The sequence below is a fragment of the Pelomonas lactea genome (genome assembly GCF_043555885.1).
Classification (GTDB): domain Bacteria; phylum Pseudomonadota; class Gammaproteobacteria; order Burkholderiales; family Burkholderiaceae_C; genus Pelomonas; species Pelomonas lactea.
The window spans coordinates 71,885-89,975 of sequence record NZ_JBIGHX010000009.1; the positions used below are offsets into that span (position 1 = coordinate 71,885).

13 protein-coding genes are annotated in these 18,091 nt (G+C 65.0%); 10 read left to right on the forward strand and 3 right to left on the reverse strand.

The features are described from left to right. Positions 1-148 precede the first annotated feature (148 nt). Positions 149-802, reverse strand: coding sequence for a zinc-finger-containing protein (locus ACG04Q_RS21410; RefSeq protein WP_394513442.1), 654 nt, complete (start codon positions 800-802; stop codon positions 149-151). 20 nt (positions 803-822) lie between these two features. Beyond that, positions 823-1,782 carry an SOS response-associated peptidase family protein gene (locus ACG04Q_RS21415; RefSeq protein ID WP_394513444.1) on the reverse strand — a complete coding sequence of 320 codons (960 nt, stop codon included), beginning with the start codon at positions 1,780-1,782 and terminating at the stop codon, positions 823-825. Between the two features lie 157 nt (positions 1,783-1,939). On the opposite strand from ACG04Q_RS21415, the gene imuA reads away from it, so the two are divergent. From imuA to ACG04Q_RS21465, 10 genes are all read left to right on the forward strand, one after another. Beyond that, the gene (gene imuA / locus ACG04Q_RS21420) at positions 1,940-2,779 is read left to right on the forward strand and encodes a translesion DNA synthesis-associated protein ImuA (RefSeq protein WP_394513446.1); all 840 of its coding nucleotides are present in this window, start codon (positions 1,940-1,942) and stop codon (positions 2,777-2,779) included. Further along, positions 2,709-4,025, forward strand: a complete 1,317-nt coding sequence (locus ACG04Q_RS21425) for a Y-family DNA polymerase (protein WP_394513448.1) — start codon at positions 2,709-2,711, stop codon at positions 4,023-4,025. The genes imuA and ACG04Q_RS21425 overlap by 71 nt, the downstream gene beginning before the upstream one ends. Before the next feature lie 9 nt (positions 4,026-4,034). Continuing rightward, a complete protein-coding gene (locus tag ACG04Q_RS21430) occupies positions 4,035-7,124 on the forward strand; it encodes an error-prone DNA polymerase (protein WP_394513449.1) in 3,090 nt (1,029 codons plus the stop codon). A 278-nt stretch (positions 7,125-7,402) separates the two neighbouring features. After that, a complete protein-coding gene (locus ACG04Q_RS21435; RefSeq protein ID WP_394513451.1) occupies positions 7,403-8,167 on the forward strand; it encodes a S1/P1 nuclease in 765 nt (254 codons plus the stop codon). 470 nt (positions 8,168-8,637) lie between these two features. After that, the gene (gene ribA / locus ACG04Q_RS21440) at positions 8,638-9,234 is read left to right on the forward strand and encodes a GTP cyclohydrolase II RibA (protein ID WP_394513731.1); all 597 of its coding nucleotides are present in this window, start codon (positions 8,638-8,640) and stop codon (positions 9,232-9,234) included. Between the two features lie 72 nt (positions 9,235-9,306). Then, entirely contained in the window at positions 9,307-11,061 is a 1,755-nt protein-coding gene (locus ACG04Q_RS21445) for a WD40 repeat domain-containing protein (RefSeq protein ID WP_394513452.1), read from the forward strand. Then, positions 11,045-12,037, forward strand: a complete 993-nt coding sequence (locus ACG04Q_RS21450) for a formylglycine-generating enzyme family protein (protein WP_394513453.1) — start codon at positions 11,045-11,047, stop codon at positions 12,035-12,037. The genes ACG04Q_RS21445 and ACG04Q_RS21450 overlap by 17 nt, the downstream gene beginning before the upstream one ends. Next, positions 12,034-13,110 carry a PLP-dependent cysteine synthase family protein gene (locus ACG04Q_RS21455; RefSeq protein ID WP_394513454.1) on the forward strand — a complete coding sequence of 359 codons (1,077 nt, stop codon included), beginning with the start codon at positions 12,034-12,036 and terminating at the stop codon, positions 13,108-13,110. Before ACG04Q_RS21450 ends, ACG04Q_RS21455 begins: the two co-directional genes overlap by 4 nt. Positions 13,111-13,121: 11 nt before the next feature. Continuing rightward, positions 13,122-13,679, forward strand: a complete 558-nt coding sequence (locus tag ACG04Q_RS21460) for an NADPH-dependent FMN reductase (protein ID WP_394513455.1) — start codon at positions 13,122-13,124, stop codon at positions 13,677-13,679. Continuing rightward, complete coding sequence (locus ACG04Q_RS21465) at positions 13,676-15,130, forward strand: pyridoxal phosphate-dependent aminotransferase (RefSeq protein WP_394513457.1); 1,455 nt, start codon at positions 13,676-13,678, stop codon at positions 15,128-15,130. Before ACG04Q_RS21460 ends, ACG04Q_RS21465 begins: the two co-directional genes overlap by 4 nt. On the opposite strand, the gene ACG04Q_RS21470 is transcribed toward ACG04Q_RS21465, so the two are convergent. After that, positions 15,115-18,057, reverse strand: a complete 2,943-nt coding sequence (locus ACG04Q_RS21470; RefSeq protein ID WP_394513458.1) for a hypothetical protein — start codon at positions 18,055-18,057, stop codon at positions 15,115-15,117. The two genes, ACG04Q_RS21465 and ACG04Q_RS21470, sit on opposite strands and share 16 nt — an antisense overlap. Positions 18,058-18,091: the final 34 nt, after the last annotated feature.

Genomic DNA, 18,091 nt, shown 5'->3' on the forward strand with positions numbered 1-18,091 from the left:
ATTGCATTCCCAAGGGCAGCTTAACGGCGAGCTATTCACCTGGCGTGTATGCCTGCTCTCGCTGCAAAGCCGCCTCCCGATCTATTGCCCAGCCGGATTTCAGAGCATCGGTGCGGACCAACAATGACTGCTCACCTTCTGCTTTGGTTCAAGCGCCGCTAGAAACCTGGCCGAATCGCTCCCACACGACTTGGTTGACCCGCGCGCAGTCCTCCAGCTTCATCAACCCGATCTGGCACTCTTTCCTTGGAATGCCCAGCGCATCCGACAGCCAAGCGTAGGCCTCGTGCTTGGTCATAAGCCCGTGCTCCCAAACCGGGTCGAAGGCCTTGTGCGCCGTGATCCGCACGGCACGCAGTTCTTCGTTCGCCAGCTCGCCGAAGGGCTCGTCCGTGCCGCTCTTGCATCCCACCCACGCGTCGCACGACCAGCACACCCAGAACTGCCGGTCCTGCAGATCCTTGCGGTCAGGGTAGACCGCAAGCCCGTCATGCAGCTCAGCAGGCCGGCCGCAGTAGTTGCAGATCACCTTGCGATCAGCGGCCCGCGGCGGTGGCGGCCCGACAGGCCGCCCCTCGGCCTCCCGGATCCGTTTCAGGTATGCCAACAGGCTCGTCATACTGATGCCACTGGCAGGACCATCCGGGCCGTCGACCACCGTCTGCCAAGCCTGCGTGCCTGGCCAGAAGTCGACCCGGTCATCCATCCGCAGGCGCTTGCCACCGTCAAGCGACACGACGTTCCCCGCACCGAGTCCGCCAAGCCCGGCCTGGCTGGCGGCAGCTTGCTTGTACTTGCCCATCCCGCGCCTGCGCTGCCTGCCTACGCGGCCTGCCGGTGCTCGTAGAACGCCGGCGTCCGGTCATCGAAGATGTCGTAAAGCGCCTTGAGGTTGCTCGGATCCGGGTTCAGCCAAGCATCGACATGCTCAGGTCTGATGCGGACGATCATGCGATCGTGGCCAGCGGCTGCGACCTCTGGCGGTGGCTCATCCGTGATCGCAGCAAACGACAGCAGGTCTGGCTCGCCGTCCTTCTTCCAGTGCGACCACAGGCAGGCGATGTACATCAGCTCCGGCGGGTTGGGGTTGAACTGCAGGACCACGTTCTCCGGCTTCTCGTCCGGCGCCAGCGGCCGGTGCTCCATGTCGTGGCGCTTGACGTTCTCGAAGAAGGTGTCGACGAGCAGGATGCCGTGCGTGTGGCCGAACTGGCCCCGCCAGAACCCCTCGAGGTTGTCCCTGCGGGCGTTGTAAGTGCCGGGGAACTTGACGTCGTAGTCGGCAGGCTTCCCGGCCGGCCGGCATTGATAGCGCATGGGCAGGACGACGCGTTGGCCGTCACGCACGACCATCACCGGCGCGTAGACGCCTGGGAAGATGCGCGAGTCGCGGTCCAGCAGTTCGGTCCGGCGCAGGTCGTCCAGGTCGAGCCGAGCCTTGGAAATCTTCGACGGCGCGATGCGCAGGCTGTCCAGCGCGGCCTTCGTCTGCTTGGTCTGCAAGGACCGCTCGGCGTCGGCCAGGCGCTTGCGCTGGGCAAACAGCTCCTGCTCCAGCGCCATGGCCCGGTCCGCTTTGTAGGCAACGATCAGCTCCTTGATCTCCAGTTCCTCAGGCGTCGTGGCGTCCCGCTCGAACGCCTCTTCCAGGGCCTTGGGGATCTTGAGCTTGGCCACCTGGCGGCCGTAGAAGACCCGCACGAATTCCTTGATGCTGAGATGGGCGCCGAACAGGCGCGTGTAGTCCCGGTAGTCGGCACGGATCTGGGCGGAGTAGCACATGGGCGAACGTCCCTGCGAGTCGATGGGCCAGTTATCGCACGCCGGCGCACACAACTCCAGCGGCCGCCAACTCCTCCCGCAAGTCAGCGTCATGCCCGACTAGACGCCGAACACGGTTGCATATACTGTATGCTCATACAGTATTTTGCCTACTCCGATGTTGCCCGTCTCCGCCGGGCTGGACGGGGCGTCGCCGCCTCACAGCCTGCCCTCTCCCACTCAAAACGCCGGCGTCAGTGCGCCTGCGTCGCTCCCTCACGAGGTCGAGGCGGCTCTGTGGCGCGGCGATCAGCTGGGCGGGCCGGTGGCAGAGGTGCTGCCGACTGGATTTGCAACGCTGGACGTCGAGCTCCCCGGGGGCGGCTGGCCTTGCGGATCGTTGACCGAGGTGCTGGTTCGCCAGCTCTCCATCGTTGAGCTGCGCCTGCTGTCGCATGCCATCGCGCAGCAAACCTCCGCCGGCCGGAGCGTCGCGCTGGTGGGCCCGCCGCTCGCGCCGCATGCCCCTGGACTGCGCCACGAGGGTATCGACGAGCGCCAGCTCGTCTGGATCGACGTGGACACGCCGCGCGACCGACTGTGGGCCACCGAGCAGCTCGTCAAGGGTGGCAGCTTCGGCGCCGTCATCGCCTGGTTGCCCCTGGTGCGCGCCGAGCAGATCCGGCGACTCCAGGTCCTGGCCAGTCGCTGCAAGGGGCCGGTCTTCCTGTGCCGCCCCGAAGTCGTCGCGCAAGACTCCTCTGCGGCACCACTCCGTGTTCTGGTGCGCGTGGACACGGACTGGCAGATCACCGTCGACGTGCTCAAGCGCAAGGGCGTGCCGCTGGAGCAGACGCTGCGCCTGACCTCCATGCCCGGTGGCCTCAGCAAGATCATGACCCCGAGGCTGCGCTACCCCAGCCGCCTCATGCCCATCGAGCCCAGCCATGTTGTGGTCAGCCCTGCTGTTGCCGCCGTGCGCCAACGACCCGAGTTCGCCGAGTCCTCCAAGCCCTGACGCCCTCCAGGCCGTGGCCACCTGGGCGTTGCAGTTCACGCCCCGTGTCGCCATCGTCGAGGATGCCGTCTTGATGGAGGTCGAAAGCAGCACACGCCTGTTCGGTGGCAAGCGTGCGCTACGTGACCGTGTGGTCGCCGAAGCCGCCGAGCTCTCGGTACAGAAAGTTGCCTGGGCGCCCACGAGCCTGGCCGCCCTGGCGCTGGCGCGCAACAACCGGGAGGACGGCATCCGCCGGCCGCTCCAGGACATCCTGGACGCACTGCCCATGGAAAGCCTGAGTGCGATCTGCCCGCACGCGACGACGCTGGCGCAGACCGGCTGTCGCACGCTGGGCCAGGTGCGCGCCCTGCCGCGCGCCGGCCTGGCCCGGCGCTTCGGCAAGGAGCTGCGTCAGGCGCTGGACCGCGCCTACGGGTACGAGCCCGACGGCTATGTGTGGGAGGTGCTGCCCGAGCAGTTCAAAGGCCGGCTGGAGCTGCCCTTCCGCGTCGAGCATGCTCCGGCGCTGCTGCAGGGCGCACGACGACTGCTGGTGCAGATGTGCGGCTGGCTGGCAGCCCGGCATGCCGGAGCGACCGCGTTGACGCTGCATTGGTGGCACGACACGATGCGATCCCGCGAAGCCGGCACGGGCGGCCAGCTCACGATCGGGACGGCCGAACCGAGCCGTGACGTCGAGCATCTGTGCCGGCTGCTCGCCGAGCACCTGGCCAAGGTCGAACTCCTCGCGCCGGTCGGCGACATTGAGCTGACCGCGAACGAAGTCCACGAACAGGCGGGCAGCAATGGCTCCCTGCTGCTGGACGACACCGACGTCACCGAGTCACCGCAGCTGGTGCTGGAGCGCATGGCAGCGAGGCTGGGGCCCGAGGCGGTGCGTCGCTGTGTCGTGCATGCCGACCACCGCCAGGAATGGATGGCGCACTGGCAGCCCGCCGCCGAGCCCCTGCCGCGCCAGGCTGAGGTCAGCACCGAACTCCCTCAACCCACCTGGACGCTTCGCGAGCCGCTGAAGCTTGCTGTGCGCAACAACCGGCCGGTCTACCAGGGCGAGCTGCAGCTGCTCGCAGGACCGCAATGCGTCGAAGGCGGCTGGTGGGACCGCGACGAGGTGGCTGGCTCCGGGCGACTCGTGATGCGGGACTACTGGCTGGCCGAATCCCGGCATGCCGGTCTGCTGTGGATCTTCCAGGCCAAGCTCGACGACGGCACTGGCTGGTTCTTGCACGGCATCTTCGGCTGAGGCGCCACCGTGATTCCGCCCTATGCCGAGCTGCGCTGCGTATCGAACTTCACGTTCCTGCGCGGCGCCAGCAAACCTGAAGAGTTGGTGCAGCGCGCCAAGGCGCTGGGCTACAGCGCCATCGCGATCGCCGACGAATGCAGCATGGCCGGCATCGTGCGAGCGCACACGGCCGCCAAAGAGGTGGGTATCAAGCTGCTGGTCGGGTCGCAGTTCGAGGTTCGCTCGGACACACCGTTCAGCTTCGTCGTGCTGGCCACCAACCGCAACGGCTACGGCAACCTCTGCGAGTTCATCACTCACCTGCGCCGGCGCTCCGAGAAGGGCAGCTACTTCCTGGACCTGGACGAGATCGACAGCAGGACGCTGGCCGACTGCGTCGTCATTGCGGTGCCGGACCGCCGCTGCGACCGGGCACAGATGGAGGTCATCGCGCGGTGGTTGCTGCGGCACTGGATCGGCTGTTGCTGGCTCGGTTGGGAGCAGCTGCGCCGCCTGGACGACGAGGTGCAGCTCCACAAGCTGCGCGAATGCAGCGAACTGACGGCCGTGCCCATCGTTGCGGTCGGCGACGTCCACATGCACGTGCGCTCTCGCAAGCCGCTGCAGGACGTGCTGACGGCAACACGGCTGCGCATGCCCATCACGGCATGCGGCCTGAAGCTGCGCCAGAACGCCGAGCAGCACCTGCGCACACGACGGCGCATTGCCGAGCGCTGCCCGCCCGAGCTGATGCTGGAGACTCAACGCGTCGCCAACCGCTGCAACTTCAGCCTCGACGAGCTGAAGTACCAGTACCCCGAGGAAGTAGTGCCGGTGGGCGAGACACCGCAGAGCTATCTGCGTCGCATCGTCTACGAGGGTGCAGGCCGGCGCTGGCCGACCGGCATTCCCGCGGAGGCCCAGACCCAGATCGAGCATGAACTGTCCCTGATCGCCGAGCTGCGCTACGAGCACTACTTCCTGACGGTCTACGACATTGTCGCGTTTGCGCGCAGCAAAGGCATCCTGTGCCAGGGCCGGGGTTCAGCCGCGAACTCCGTCGTCTGCTACTGCACCGGCGTCACCGAGGTTGACCCACTGCGCAGCTCCATGCTGTTCGAGCGTTTCATCAGCAAGGAGCGCGGCGAGCCGCCGGACATCGACGTGGATTTCGAGCACGAGCGGCGTGAGGAGGTTATCCAGTACCTGTACGGCAAGTATGGCCGGGACCGTGCCGCGCTGACGTCCACCGTCGCGAGCTACCGCCCTCGCAGCACCCTGCGCGACGTGGGCAAGGCGCTCGGTATCTCGGATGAAGCTATGGAGGTGCTGCGCAAGGGCACCAGCGCCTGGGAGCTGGCGCTGACGGACGAGCTGGTTGCGGAGGCTGGCCTCGACAAAGACAGTCTGCTTGTGCGCCAACTGCGCGACCTGACGGGCCAGCTGCTGTCGTTCCCCAGACACCTGGGCCAGCACACCGGCGGCTTCGTGCTGACCAGCGGACCGCTCAGCCGCCTAGTGCCCATCGAAAACGCGGCCATGCCAGACCGCAGCATCATCCAGTGGGACAAGGACGATCTGGACCTGATGGGCTTGCTGAAGGTCGACGTGCTGGCTCTGGGCGCGCTGACGATGCTGCGCAAGGCGCTAGACCTGATCGGCGAGCGCCGCGGTCACGTGATGGAGATGCAGGACATCCCGCCCGAAGACCCGGCCACCTACGACATGGTCTGCAGGGCCGACACCGTCGGCACCTTCCAGGTGGAGAGCCGCGCTCAGATGAGCATGCTGCCGCGCCACCTGCCACGGCGCTTCTACGACCTCGTGGTCCAGGTGGCCATCGTCCGGCCGGGCCCGATCCAGGGCGGCTCTGTTCATCCTTACCTGGACCGTCGCAGTGGGCGTGTTGCCGTGACCTACCCCAGTCCGGAGATCGAGAAGGCATTGGGACGCACGCTGGGGGTGCCACTGTTCCAGGAGCAGTGCATGCAGCTCGCCATCCTGTGTGCGGGGTTCACACCGGGCGAGGCAGATGGCTTGCGTCGCGCCATGGCGGCCTGGCGGCGCACCGGCAGCCTGGACAAGTACGAACCCAAGATCATCGGCGGCATGATGGCCAACGGCTACACCGAGGCCTTCGCTCGCAACGTGTTCGAGCAGATGAAGGGCTTTAGTAGCTACGGGTTCCCCGAGAGCCATGCGGCCAGTTTCGCCATCATCGTGTACGCCACCTGCTGGGTGAAGTGCCACTATCCGGCCGAGTTCTTGTGCGCGATCCTGAACTCGCAACCCATGGGCTTCTATTCGCCGAGCCAGCTCGTGCAGGACGCCAAGCGCCATGGTGTCGACGTGCGCCCGATCGACGTGCTGCACAGCGACTGGGACTGCACGCTGGAGAACATCGAACACGAGCCGGCGGTGCGGCTGGGCCTGCGCCTCGTGAAGGGCTTCAAGGAAACCTCAGCACAGCGCATCAAGGCAGCGCGCGCCAGCACCTACTTCGAGAGTGCGGAGGAGCTGGCACGGTTGGCGAGGCTGGAGCACCTGGACATGCAGCAGCTCGCGGCAAGCGATGCGCTGCGCAGTCTCAGCGGTCACCGGCGACAGCAAGTGTGGGACGCTGCTGCACTTCGCAGGCTACCCGAGTTGCTGCGCGACGCGCCGGTGAACGAGCCTGTGCTGGAACTTCCAGCAGCCGCCGAGGGCGAAGAAGTGATCTGGGACTACCGCACCTTTGGACTGACGCTGCGAAGCCACCCGCTGCAGTTGCTCCGCCCGAAGCTCGACGACCGTCGGTTCGCCACCGCCAAGGAACTGATGAACACGGACGACGGTCAGGCCGTGGAGTACTGCGGGATCGTGACGCTGCGACAGCAGCCGGAAACCGCGAAGGGTGTGGTCTTCGTCAGCCTGGAGGACGAGACTGGCAACGTGCAGGTCATCGTGTGGCCCAGCGTTCGCGAAGCGCAACCTCAGGAACTGCTGCAGTCCCGATTGCTGGGCGTCAAGGGACGCTGGCAACGGCAAGGCGACGCTTGCAGCCTGATCGCGAGGCACATCGAGGATCTCACCTCGTTGCTCGGTGAACTGGAGACGAGCAGCAGGGATTTTCGTTAGTCGCGGATTTCGGCGGCGCTCGGGGGACGCCGTACAGGTGCGATGCCAGCGCCTTCAGTAGTCACGGATCGCCGCATTTCAGGCCAGACTAGCGGCCTCTGCGGCAACCTTCTCCAACAGCACGGCCAGGGGAATTGAAGTACAGGCGCGCCGATGCCGTCATCGCACCCTTGAATACGTGCTCGGCTGGAGGCGCTGAGTCTGCAAGATGCTTCTGCCCACCTGTTCCCGCACACCTTGGTTCTGTTTGAATGTGTCACAGCAATTCACCGAAGCCCATGCGAATCCTGTTCTCCGCCAATGTCCTGCTGCTTTCGCTGCTTGCGGCATCCTCCGCTCACGCCTGGGGCGCGGAGGGACACCGCCTCATCGGCGAGATGGCTGAAGCCCAACTGACGCCAGCGGCCCGCGCCGAGGTCACTCGGCTGCTTGCTGCCGAGCCCGGCGCCACCATGGCGTCGGTTTCCACCTGGGCCGACCAGATCCGGTCGCCTGAGACGGCACCGTGGCACTACGTCAATCCGCCGCCGGGTGACTGCTCTTACGAACGCGGTCGCGACTGTGAAGACGGCCAATGCGCAGTCGAAGCTGTCCGCGAGCAGGTCACCATACTCAAGTCCGGGGCTTCAGATGCGCAGCGTCTGACCGCGCTCAAGTGGGTCATCCACCTTGCCGGCGACATCCACCAACCGCTGCATGCCGGGTTTAAGGGAGACAAGGGTGGCAACCTGTACCAAGTCCGAGCCTTCGGCCGGGGCACTAACCTGCACTCGCTCTGGGACGGCGCGCTGATCCGCAATCGTGCCGCTGGCATCGACGCGCTGCGCGTAGATGCATCAACTTATGGCGCCGCAGCGCCGGCCGCCCCCCAACCTGCCGCGTGGGCCATCGAGTCCTGCAAGGTCGTCAGCAGTCCGGGCTTCTACCCAGATGGACGCTTCATCGAGCAGAGCTACATCGACCAGTGGGATCCCGTCCTGGTGGCCCGGCTCAAGAGTGCCGCGCAGCGCCTGGCCGCCACGCTCAACGACGCCCTGCGTTGACGCCTACTGCATTCGCCAATCAGTCATAGTCGGCTTTAGGCTGAACTTAGTCAGTCGCAGCCATGGCCCTGAACGACCGCTTGCGCCAGCACCGGTCATTGGAGGTCGGCGGCATTGACTGAATCCTTCATACCGACCCGCTACGGCCTACTACATCGATCCGCCGCGCGAAAAAGCTCGGCGCGCGTTTCATCGGCCTAGTCGAAACAGCCCGGCTCTTTCTGCGCACCGGCACGCAAAGCGCTGGAGCCTTAGGCTCTTCATTCAGAACAGTTTGCCAAAGTCACTGATCGGGCGCGTGAAAGCACACGCCCTTCAGTCGGTTGACGGCGCCAGCGGCATCCCTAGGCTGGGAGACTTCAAAACCTGGGGAGCCGCCCATGCATTCCCGCCAACTCGACGATCAGAGCGAACGCTTCTCCACGTGTCCGACTGCCTTTCCGCGCGCATCGCTGCGTCGCACGGTCGCGATGCCGTTGGCTAACGGAGCGACGCCCGCCATGTGCACGTTCGATTCGCTGGCCGACCGTCGTGACGGCCACTTCGCGCTCCGTTTCGCTGCACAGGACGGTACGCAGGCGCCGTTGGTGCGCATCCACTCGTCGTGCGTGACGGGAGACATGTTGGGTTCCGAACGCTGCGATTGTGGACCGCAACTGCGCGAATCGATCGACTTGTTCACGCGACGCGGCGGGGTCCTCATCTATCTGAACCAGGAGGGGCGGGGCATCGGCCTCACGCAAAAGATCGATGCCTATGCCATGCAGGACGGTGGCCTCGACACCTTCGCCGCCAACCGTGCGCTGGGCTTCCGCGACGACGAGCGCGACTACCTCGTTGCCGCCCAGATCATCGACGTCCTGCTGCCAGGCCTGGCGATTCGGCTCCTGACCAACAACCCGGAGAAGGCTGTAGCGCTCGAGTACTACGGCATCCAGGTAGAGGCCTGTATCCCGACTGGCGTCTTCGCGACGGCGGCGAACCGCCGATACCTTCAGGCAAAGCTTGCAGCCGGCCATGTGTTGCCCGCTTCGTCGCTGATGCCCAAGTCGAAGGCGAATGCCTGACTTTCTGACGGCCAACCGTCACGACTGCGATCCGTCGCTTCAGATCGCTTCCGATCAATCTCATTTGGGGATATGACGATGAATTCAAACGCACATCCGATCACCCAGCGATCCAGCATGGGCCTGCAGGGGCTCGGTGGCTCCCTGGCGATGGCACACCGATCCCCCATCAGCGGCATCGCAGCCAACGACAGCCATATCTTGACGGGTGGTTACGACAACAAGGTCATCCTGCGCGACGCCGCGACTAAGGCGCCGATTGCTGTCGGGTGGCACGAACATCTCGTGAACCACGTCAGCTTGTCGCAGTGCGGCAGGTACGGGCTTTCGTCCAGCAGTGACCATACGGCGCGGGTCTGGGACATTCCCAGTCTCAAGTTGCGGTCCGTGCTGCCCGATCACGACGACGACGTCGAGATGGCCGTCTTCGACACAGGAGCGGATCGGATCGTGACCGGTTCGCGCGACCGTGCGGTCCGAATCTTCGACCGCCATGGCCAGCTGCTTTGCGAGCTCAGGGGCCATGAAGCCGACGTGATCAGCGTTGCATGGTCGCCCGACGGAAAGTCCGCCATCTCGAGCAGCGACGACTCAACAGTTCGTCGCTGGGATCCGGAAACCGGTCTACAGACACAGCAGATCGACCTGGGCGGCATCGAGACCGACACCTTCGTGATCTGCGGCGACGGCACCATCATCGCCGGCAACGACCAAGGCGAAATTGCCATCGCGGCACAGGAGCGGATCGTCAAACTGCCTGCACACGATGCTGGCATCAAGCGCCTGCTGTGGGCCGAAGCGCGTGGGCTGCTCGTCACCGTGAGCTACGACGGCACCGTCAAGGTCTGGCGCGTCAATGGGGGCTTTCAGCTCGACCTCCTGCGATGCAGCCGCCTGCCCACCGTGGTTTGGGCGCGCGCCGTTGCATTTAGGGGCGACTGCCTAGTGTTCGGCACCTTCGGTTCGTCGTTCGCAACGTTCCGCATTGGGACTGGCGAATGGGACCTCTCCGGCGTGGAGGACACGAATGGCATCAACGCCGTCTGCCTTGCCGGCGATCGCGTCATCACCGTCGGAGACGCCGGCGTCGTGCGCAGCAACGGCGTTCCGATCTCCAACCCGGGTAGCCTCTGCAACTTCCTCGTGTCCTGTGACGGCGCGGTGCTGACCGGCGGCCAGACGGGGGAACTGTTCGACGCCCTCTCCGGCCGGGTGATCCACAAGCACCGGTCGCCGCTGAACTGTGCCGCAGTCCATGTGGTCGACGGCATCGCCAAGGTCGTCGTGGGTGCCTACACGGGTGAAGGCCTAGTCTTGTCGCCTCGCGCCGACGGTCAGCTTGGGCTGGAGCAGGTCGTTCAGCTGCATGCCAACGCGGTGAAGGGTGTGGCCGCCTGCGCAGGCGTCCTGTTTTCCGTCGGTGCCGATGGCGCAGCGGCGTTCCACCGCGCCCGTGACGCGTCGCTCATCCGGAAGATCGACAACGCGCACGACAAGATCGCCAACGGCTGCGCGGCGCTGGCCGATGGAGGCTTCGTCAGCGTCAGCCGAGACCGGGTCCTTCGCTTCTGGAGGCTGGACGGCGGCCTCGACGAGGCGATCGCCACGCCGCACACCCACTCCGTCAAGTGCGTCGCAGCCTCGGCAGACGGACGCCATGTCGCCACCGCCGCCTACAACGGGCGGATCGCCGTGTTCGACCGGTGTCAACGGGCATGGGTCGTCGACCACCGCGCCACCCTCGCGGGCATTTCGTCGATCGTGTCATCCCGCGGCGGCTTCACGGCCTCCTCGTACGACGGAGAAGTCTATGTCACACATCCTTAAGGCCGTCCCGGGTGACTGCATCAACGCCTGCAGTGACCGAAGGGCTATGGGCTATCCGGAGCACTATGTGCCGACGCGGCACGAGGCACCCGCGGCCGCGATCCGCCGGCTGGTGGGTGTCGACGCGGAAGACCTCGCCGCGCGTGTCGAGGACCCGGCGCTCAAGATGGAAGATCGGCTTGCCGCCGGCCTGGTGCTCGGCCTCGTCGGCGACCCCCGGATCCGAACATTCGAGCCGACGATGATCGACATCGCTGCGGCCGACGTGGTGATCGGCCTCGATGTCGATCGTGTCGGTGCCGTGCAGGGGCAACTGCTGGACACCGGGGTGCTGCCGGACTGGATCGCCAAGGAGTGCCCGAGTCATCGGGTCGCGCTGGCGGCGTATCGCATCGCCAGGTACCCGGTCACCAACTTCGAGTACCGCGACTTTCTGGCCGCAACTGGATACAACGAGATCCCCACGTCATGGGAGCTCGGTCGCTATCCCCACGAACGCGCCAACCACCCCGTGTACACCGTTTCGGCCGCGGCGGCCGACGCCTATTGCACGTGGCTTGCCTCCCGCACAGGCAGAGAGTTTCGGCTGCCTTCGGAAGCCGAATGGGAGCATGCCGCGGCGGGACCGGCGCGCTTCGAGTATCCCTGGGGCGACGCGTTCGAGGTCGACCACGCGAACACCGCGGAAGCCGGCCTGCTGTCGAGCACGCCGGTCGGTGCTTTCCCCAGGGGCAACAGCTACTTCGGCGCGTGCGACCTGGCCGGCAACGTCGAAGAGTACGTTGCGAACGACTACTACCCCTACGCTGGTGGCCGAGCGGTCGAGGACGAGCTTCACCGCGCCTGGGGCCAATACCGCGTGGCCCGCGGCGGCTGCTTCACCCGCCTTCGTGACCTCGCGCGCTGCAAGCGGCGACACGGCTACTTCCCCAAACGCATCTATGCGATGGGCTTCCGATTGGCGGAGACCGCATGAGCCCGGCCGCCGCTTTCAACTCCGCGACCGACCAGGACGTCCTGGACCGCTATCCGCCTCTGCGGGAGCGGCTCGCGAATGTCGTGAACACGCCTCTCGTCGCTTTGCCCGGTGGGCCCGGCGAAGCCACGATCTGGGCGAAGTGCGAGTTCATGAACCGCGCTGGCGGAACCGTCAAGGACCGCACTGCCTTCGCGATGCTCCATCAACTACTCAAGGAGCGGGTCTCCTCGTCCCGGGCGTTGCACGTCCTTGAATACACCGGTGGCGGGCTCGGAGTCTCGCTAGCGCGACTGTGTGCGGCACTCGATATCCGCTTGACGCTCGTCCTGTCGGCATCAAGTCCCGAGACGCTGCTACACGAACTGCGCGAACTCGGCACCGAGGTCGTGGTCTCGCCCTCGGAGCAAGGGTTCTGGGGTGTCATGGAAGCCGCGCGGCGACTGGCTGCGGCCAACCCGGAATGCAGCTTCCTCAACCAGCACCACAACCAGGCCAACCTGCGGATGCATCGCATCACGACGGGCGTGGAGATCGCGGCTCAGTTGCCTAGTGGGGCCAGCGATGGTCCTTGTGCGTGGATCGCCTCGATCGGTACCGGAGGGACGCTGATGGGCGTGCAGGCCGCATTGCGGGCTCATTTACCGCACCTGCAGGTGTTTGCCACCAGCCCCCGGGAACTGCCCTACGCCAGCGCCCTGGCGCCGAACGGAAATCCCAAGTTCCTCGGCTCCGGCGGGCTCGGGTGCGGGCGCAAGCAGCCGTTCGTCGAAGCTGACGAGCACCGGCTGTCGGGACACTATCAGATCGGGTACCCACGGGCGCTGCTGGCGATGCGCGAACTGCACCAGAGCACCGGGTACCGGGTCGGCAGTTCGGGCGCTGCGAACTGGTTGGCAGCGCGCGAACTGGCTAGACGTCTGGGGCCGACGGGCAACGTAGTCACGATCTTGCCCAGCGCCGCGACGCCCAATGAGTGGTCCAAGGCGGAGAGCCTGACGCGAGCCGATGGCGCGCCGCTGACGTTCGACCCGGGCCACTGCACCGATCTCCTGCTTTCATCAACACCCTGAAGGGAAACGAAATGAAGATCTGCATGCTTTCACTGTCGGCGAGCGATGACTCGGTCGGGCGCGTCGGCTCCCAGGCTCTGCGCCGCATGCTGGCGGCGGTCGGGCACGAGGTCGACTGGATCGACATCCGGTCGTTGCCCCCGGTCTGGGTCGACAACAAAGGTGTCTCGGCGCTGCCCGAGGAATACAGCGAGGTCGATGCCTCCCTGCGTGCGGCCGACGGCGTCATCCTGGCAGTGCCGGTCTACTGCTACACCGCCAGCAGCCCTGCAAAGGCCATCACGGAACTGTTTTGCAAGTCGCTCGCCAGGATGCCGGTCGGCATCCTAGTGTCGGCGGGATCCTTGCGCAGCCACCTCGCGGTGGGCGACCTCATGCTCAGCATGATGTTCGAGCAGGGCACCGTCTGCTATCCGAAGACGGTGATGGTCACGAAGGGCGACCTCTCGCTCGGCAAGCCTGACCCGGCACTGGAGGCGAGGCTGCAAGCCTTTGCATCCGACTTCCTCGCGTTCGCCCAGGCCGTGCAGGCCTATCGCCAACTAGCCCTTGCATCAGAGGCCGCATGATGGGAGAGGCCAGGCCGTTCTCGCGGATGTATCGCTCATTCGAGCTCTTCGGGCAGGCTGCGGCGCAGGCAGGTCCCGGGCGCGAGTTCCTGCAGATGTCCGCCGGCGCGAACTGGCTGGATGCCTGTCCTTCGGTCGTCAGGTGCCTGCACGCGGAACTCGACAGCGGGCTGACCTATCGCAGCTACGGCCGATCCGCCGGCATGCTGGCCATCACCGATGCGTTGGCACACGTGGAACGCAGGCTTGCCGGGGGCGCCTGCGACCCCCAGGTTCTTCTAGTAAACGGGACGACCGAGGGCGCGCGGCTGGTCTTCGAACTGCTGTTTCGGGCCGCCGCCTCCCCGCGCCGGGAGGTTCTGATCGTCGGCCCGGCGTTCCCTCTTTATGCGCAGCTTTGCGTGACCTTCGGATTGCCCTGCGTCGAGGTCTTGTCGGAGGTGGAGAGCCAGACCACCTATCTGCCGGACATCGCGCAAGTCGTCAGTGACATTGAGCGCAGGCGCCCAGCATTGGTGTGTCTGGTCACGCCGAACAATCCAATCGGTGAACGCTACGGTGACGCGGACATCGCGAAGCTGGCCGCTGCGTGCCTGGCCACCGGCACCGTCCTGCTAGTCGATCGGGTCTGCATGCTGCCCTGGGACGATCCGCGGGGGCTCGCCCGGGCGACCGCCACCCTGATGGAAGCCGGCCTTTGCTTCATCGTGGATTCCTTCTCCAAGTCCGAGAGCCTGGCAGGGATGCGCACCGGCTTCATAGTCGCCAACGCAAGCAATCGGGATCTGCTCATGCACCTGACACGGTCCTGGTGGCTCAATCCGGTGGTCTTCTCGACGCTCACCCTTGCGATGTCGCGGCTTGCCGTCCTGGCGCTGCATGAGCCGCAGGACAGTGGACGCAATGCCGGTTTGGCCGCCGACATCGCGGATCGACTGGGGCGCGAGTTCCCCACGCCAAGGAGCGCCAAGCCGCTGGCGCAGGTGCTTGCCGAGGTGCTCGCGGCCTATCCGGCCGAGCTGTCCGACCGGCGCATGGTGATCGAAGCCAACCATCAGACGGTCGTCGCCGGCTTCGGTGCGCACGCGACCCGAGCCCTGAAGCGGCAAGCCGGGTTCAACGTGGCGCTGACGTTGCCCGGCATGCATGCGGCCGACGAGATGATCGACCAGGCCTTGCTGGCCCATGAAATGGGTATCGGCGTCCTGACGGAGTCGTGTTTCCGCGTCAGCGAGCGCACCTCGGGCAACTACTTCGTGCGTCTCGGATTGACCCTGCCGATGGCCAGCTTTGCCCGAGGTGTGGACCTTCTAAGGCGTCACTACCTGCGCGGGGCGGCCGTCACTCAAACCCCGACGCCGATGGCGATGGCCGCGAACGCCACGGTCGATGTCCCGATGACGAGACCAATCGGTTCCACAGGTCAGGAGGCTTCTCAGCCTTCCAGTTGATCTGCGGCACCTTCGAGCTTGCGTTCCATCGACGCCAACTCCTCCAGTTCCCTTTCAATGGCGCCGGCGGAAGACAGGCGCGGCAGCCATGCCTCCACCTGCGCGGAACCGAACGCGTAGCGCGGATCGACGACAGGCCGGCGCGAAATGAGCTTTGACCCGCGCGCATCGAACAGCATCATCCTGACGTGTTCCGACGGCTCGCCCGGCAGCGATGACAATAGGTCGCGCAGGGCTTCCAGACAACGCCTGGCCTTTTCCAGCGCGGTTTCCGCGGTCCGGACGTAGCCCAGGGACACCGCGCGGTCCAGACAGGGCCGTAGGTAGGCTGCGTACGCCCTTGCGACGCGTCGTGGATCCTCGGCCACGATGCGGCCCGCCTCCAGCAGGAATGCGAGGTAAGTGCGCTCCGAGCATCCTTCCTTCAGGATGTCGTATTGCACCTGGTCGAGCGTCGCTTCCGCCGCGTCCAGCATCCTTGTCTTGCGCAGCAGATGCGCAAACGCAATCCGGAAACCCAACGCGGTGTGATGCTGCCCACTACTCGAGTGATGGAAGAGGCTTTGCAGACAGACGGTCAGCGCTCTTTGCAGGTACTCGTCCGTGCCCAGTGCTCCGAGCGTCGCGATGTAGGCGTGCGCCACGTCGCGCGTGATCGCGGCAGGGTCGTCCGTCGCTATCTTCTCGTAGGTCTCTATGGCCGATGTGAATTCGCGACGTAGGTACTGCAGATGGCCCCTACGTGCTTTCAGGCGAATATCGATCTTCTCGGGCCTGACCTTCATCCCATTCACGAAAGCCTCGACCCTGGCAAGCACGCGCTCGGCTTCTTCTAGGCGATTCATGGCCGTGAGCACGACGATGCGGTCGACGTGATGCTCTACGTTGACGGTTGTAGTCTCCATCCCGTTACCGGACAGACGCACCAGCTGATTGCAGCTGTGAAGCGACTCCTGGAGTTGCCCGAGGTCCAGCCGTGCATAGACCACCTCTCGGTGGTAGCGCGCATGATGATCCGGGTGCAGGCCATCGTGGGGACGGCCGAGCTGGTGGGATTTGCTCATGAGCTCGAGCAGCTCGCCCGTCAGCTGATAGAGCCCGTGCTGGAGAGCCAGCTTACGGTTGAGCATGTCGGCAGTCTGGCGATTGCCGTTCAGTTCGTGCCAGAAGATTTTTTCGAAGCAGAAGTTGACCACCTCGTACGGGTCGCAACCGCAGGCCCCGCCTGCCAGCTGCGTCGGCTTCTTCGGGAATTCCATCGCAAGCGCGGCCCACAGCTTGTGGCCAGGACGGTCTGACTTGCAGTGCTCCGGCGGCGCGCAGGACCGAATCAGGTGCCTCACGCATTCGGCAAGGAAGTGCAGTCTCGATCGGCCCCAGTGCGGTTCGAAGGGAAACTCCGCAGTCAGCAAGGCCTTGTCGTTGCAGTGCTCGTACAGACGCTTAGCGATGACGAAGTGTGCCTCGGCCCGCCCGAGAGGATCCCGGCGCATCCAGCGTTCTTGGACCAGGGCGCGAGTTGCCAGATCCATCTTGTAGTTCTCGCTCGTCCGGTGGCCTTCGATGCCCGATGATGGTTCTGCGGACTCGGTCGTAATGAGTCGACCGTGCACCTCGTTCACCGCCGATCTGAAGGTTTCCCACTTCATGCCGTTTCCGGTACGAATCAGCTCTTCAGCCGCCTTCTGCGTCAGCCAGTAGAGTGCTGTGCTGCACCATTCGACTGCTCGAATGACATGGTCTTTCCCAAGGCTTCGGAGTTGCGCATTAACTTCATCCACATGCAGACGGATGTCGACGGGGAGAAGGTCTGCGGGCATGTTCGCCAGCTCGGCCCAGCCGGCGGTCGGATCGAAGTAGCTGAACGACTCGTAGTTGGATGCCAGGAACGCCAGCATGCGTACGGAAGCGGGTCGTGTGGCCAGGGTCTTATCTGCGGTGTAGTAGGACTGGGCACGCTGGAGTCTGGTGCCATGTTCATCTGCCGGGACGTGGCCACGAAGACCGCAATACCGCTTCCATTGCCGCTCGAAGAATGCGTTGCTCTCGGCTTCTTTGCTGACGGCCACCTGCAGATTGAAGTTCCTGCAATTGGAAACGCGATAGGCTGGCTTGCCCATGAGTAGCAAACGGGCCGTAGACTTCTCGCGGCTTGCCGCCGACCGGAGTAGTGCCTTCAGACCGCTCTCGCCGGAGTCCGACATCAGATCGGCGTGGACGACGACGAGGAGCGCGTTGCGGCTCTCCAGGGACCGCCACAGCCTGTCCGCCGAGGACTCCGGCGCCAATTCGAAATGCGCTCTCAACTCCTTCAGTGATCGTTCGAAGGGCAGTTCGTCGTCCTCGTCAGGGTAGCCCGCGTCGGTATACCCCGCGAACGGGCAGATTAGATATACATCCTTCTTTCCCTTGTTCGGGAGGTAGGTACCGCCCAGCGCATACGCTATGAATAACGATCCGACGGCCGGAGCATCCGTCCAGCACGTGACCGCGCTTGGCTCGTTGATCCAGAACATCAACGAGTTGATGGCGGATTCTTCGGCGCTTCCGATGCAATTCGCACCGTCAGCGAAAGGCGCGGGCAGTATTAGGGCACCGTTGTGCTTCTCCCTGGCCGCGGACTCGACGACCAGGTTTGGCCTGAGCGCAGCTTCCAGCTGTTCGAAACTCTCAACGGAGAACAGGTCCTGACAAGACAGCCCAGATGCGATCCGGCGTTGGGTTCGCTCGTCGCGAAGAGCGTCCCGGACCAGCGGCGTGGTCGGCTTGCTCTGGGTCTTCAGCTTGTTGAAGTGGTTGTAGTCCAGCGTGCCGGGGTTCTCGGGAAAGATCAGCTTACCCCAGGCGTCCCTCGATACGGCGTCGATTCGCTTCAGGTAGGGCGTGTACTCGCTGAACAGGTACTTGACAATGAGGTCGGGTTCCATTCGCGCATCACCCCCTGACTCTTCTGATCGCGAA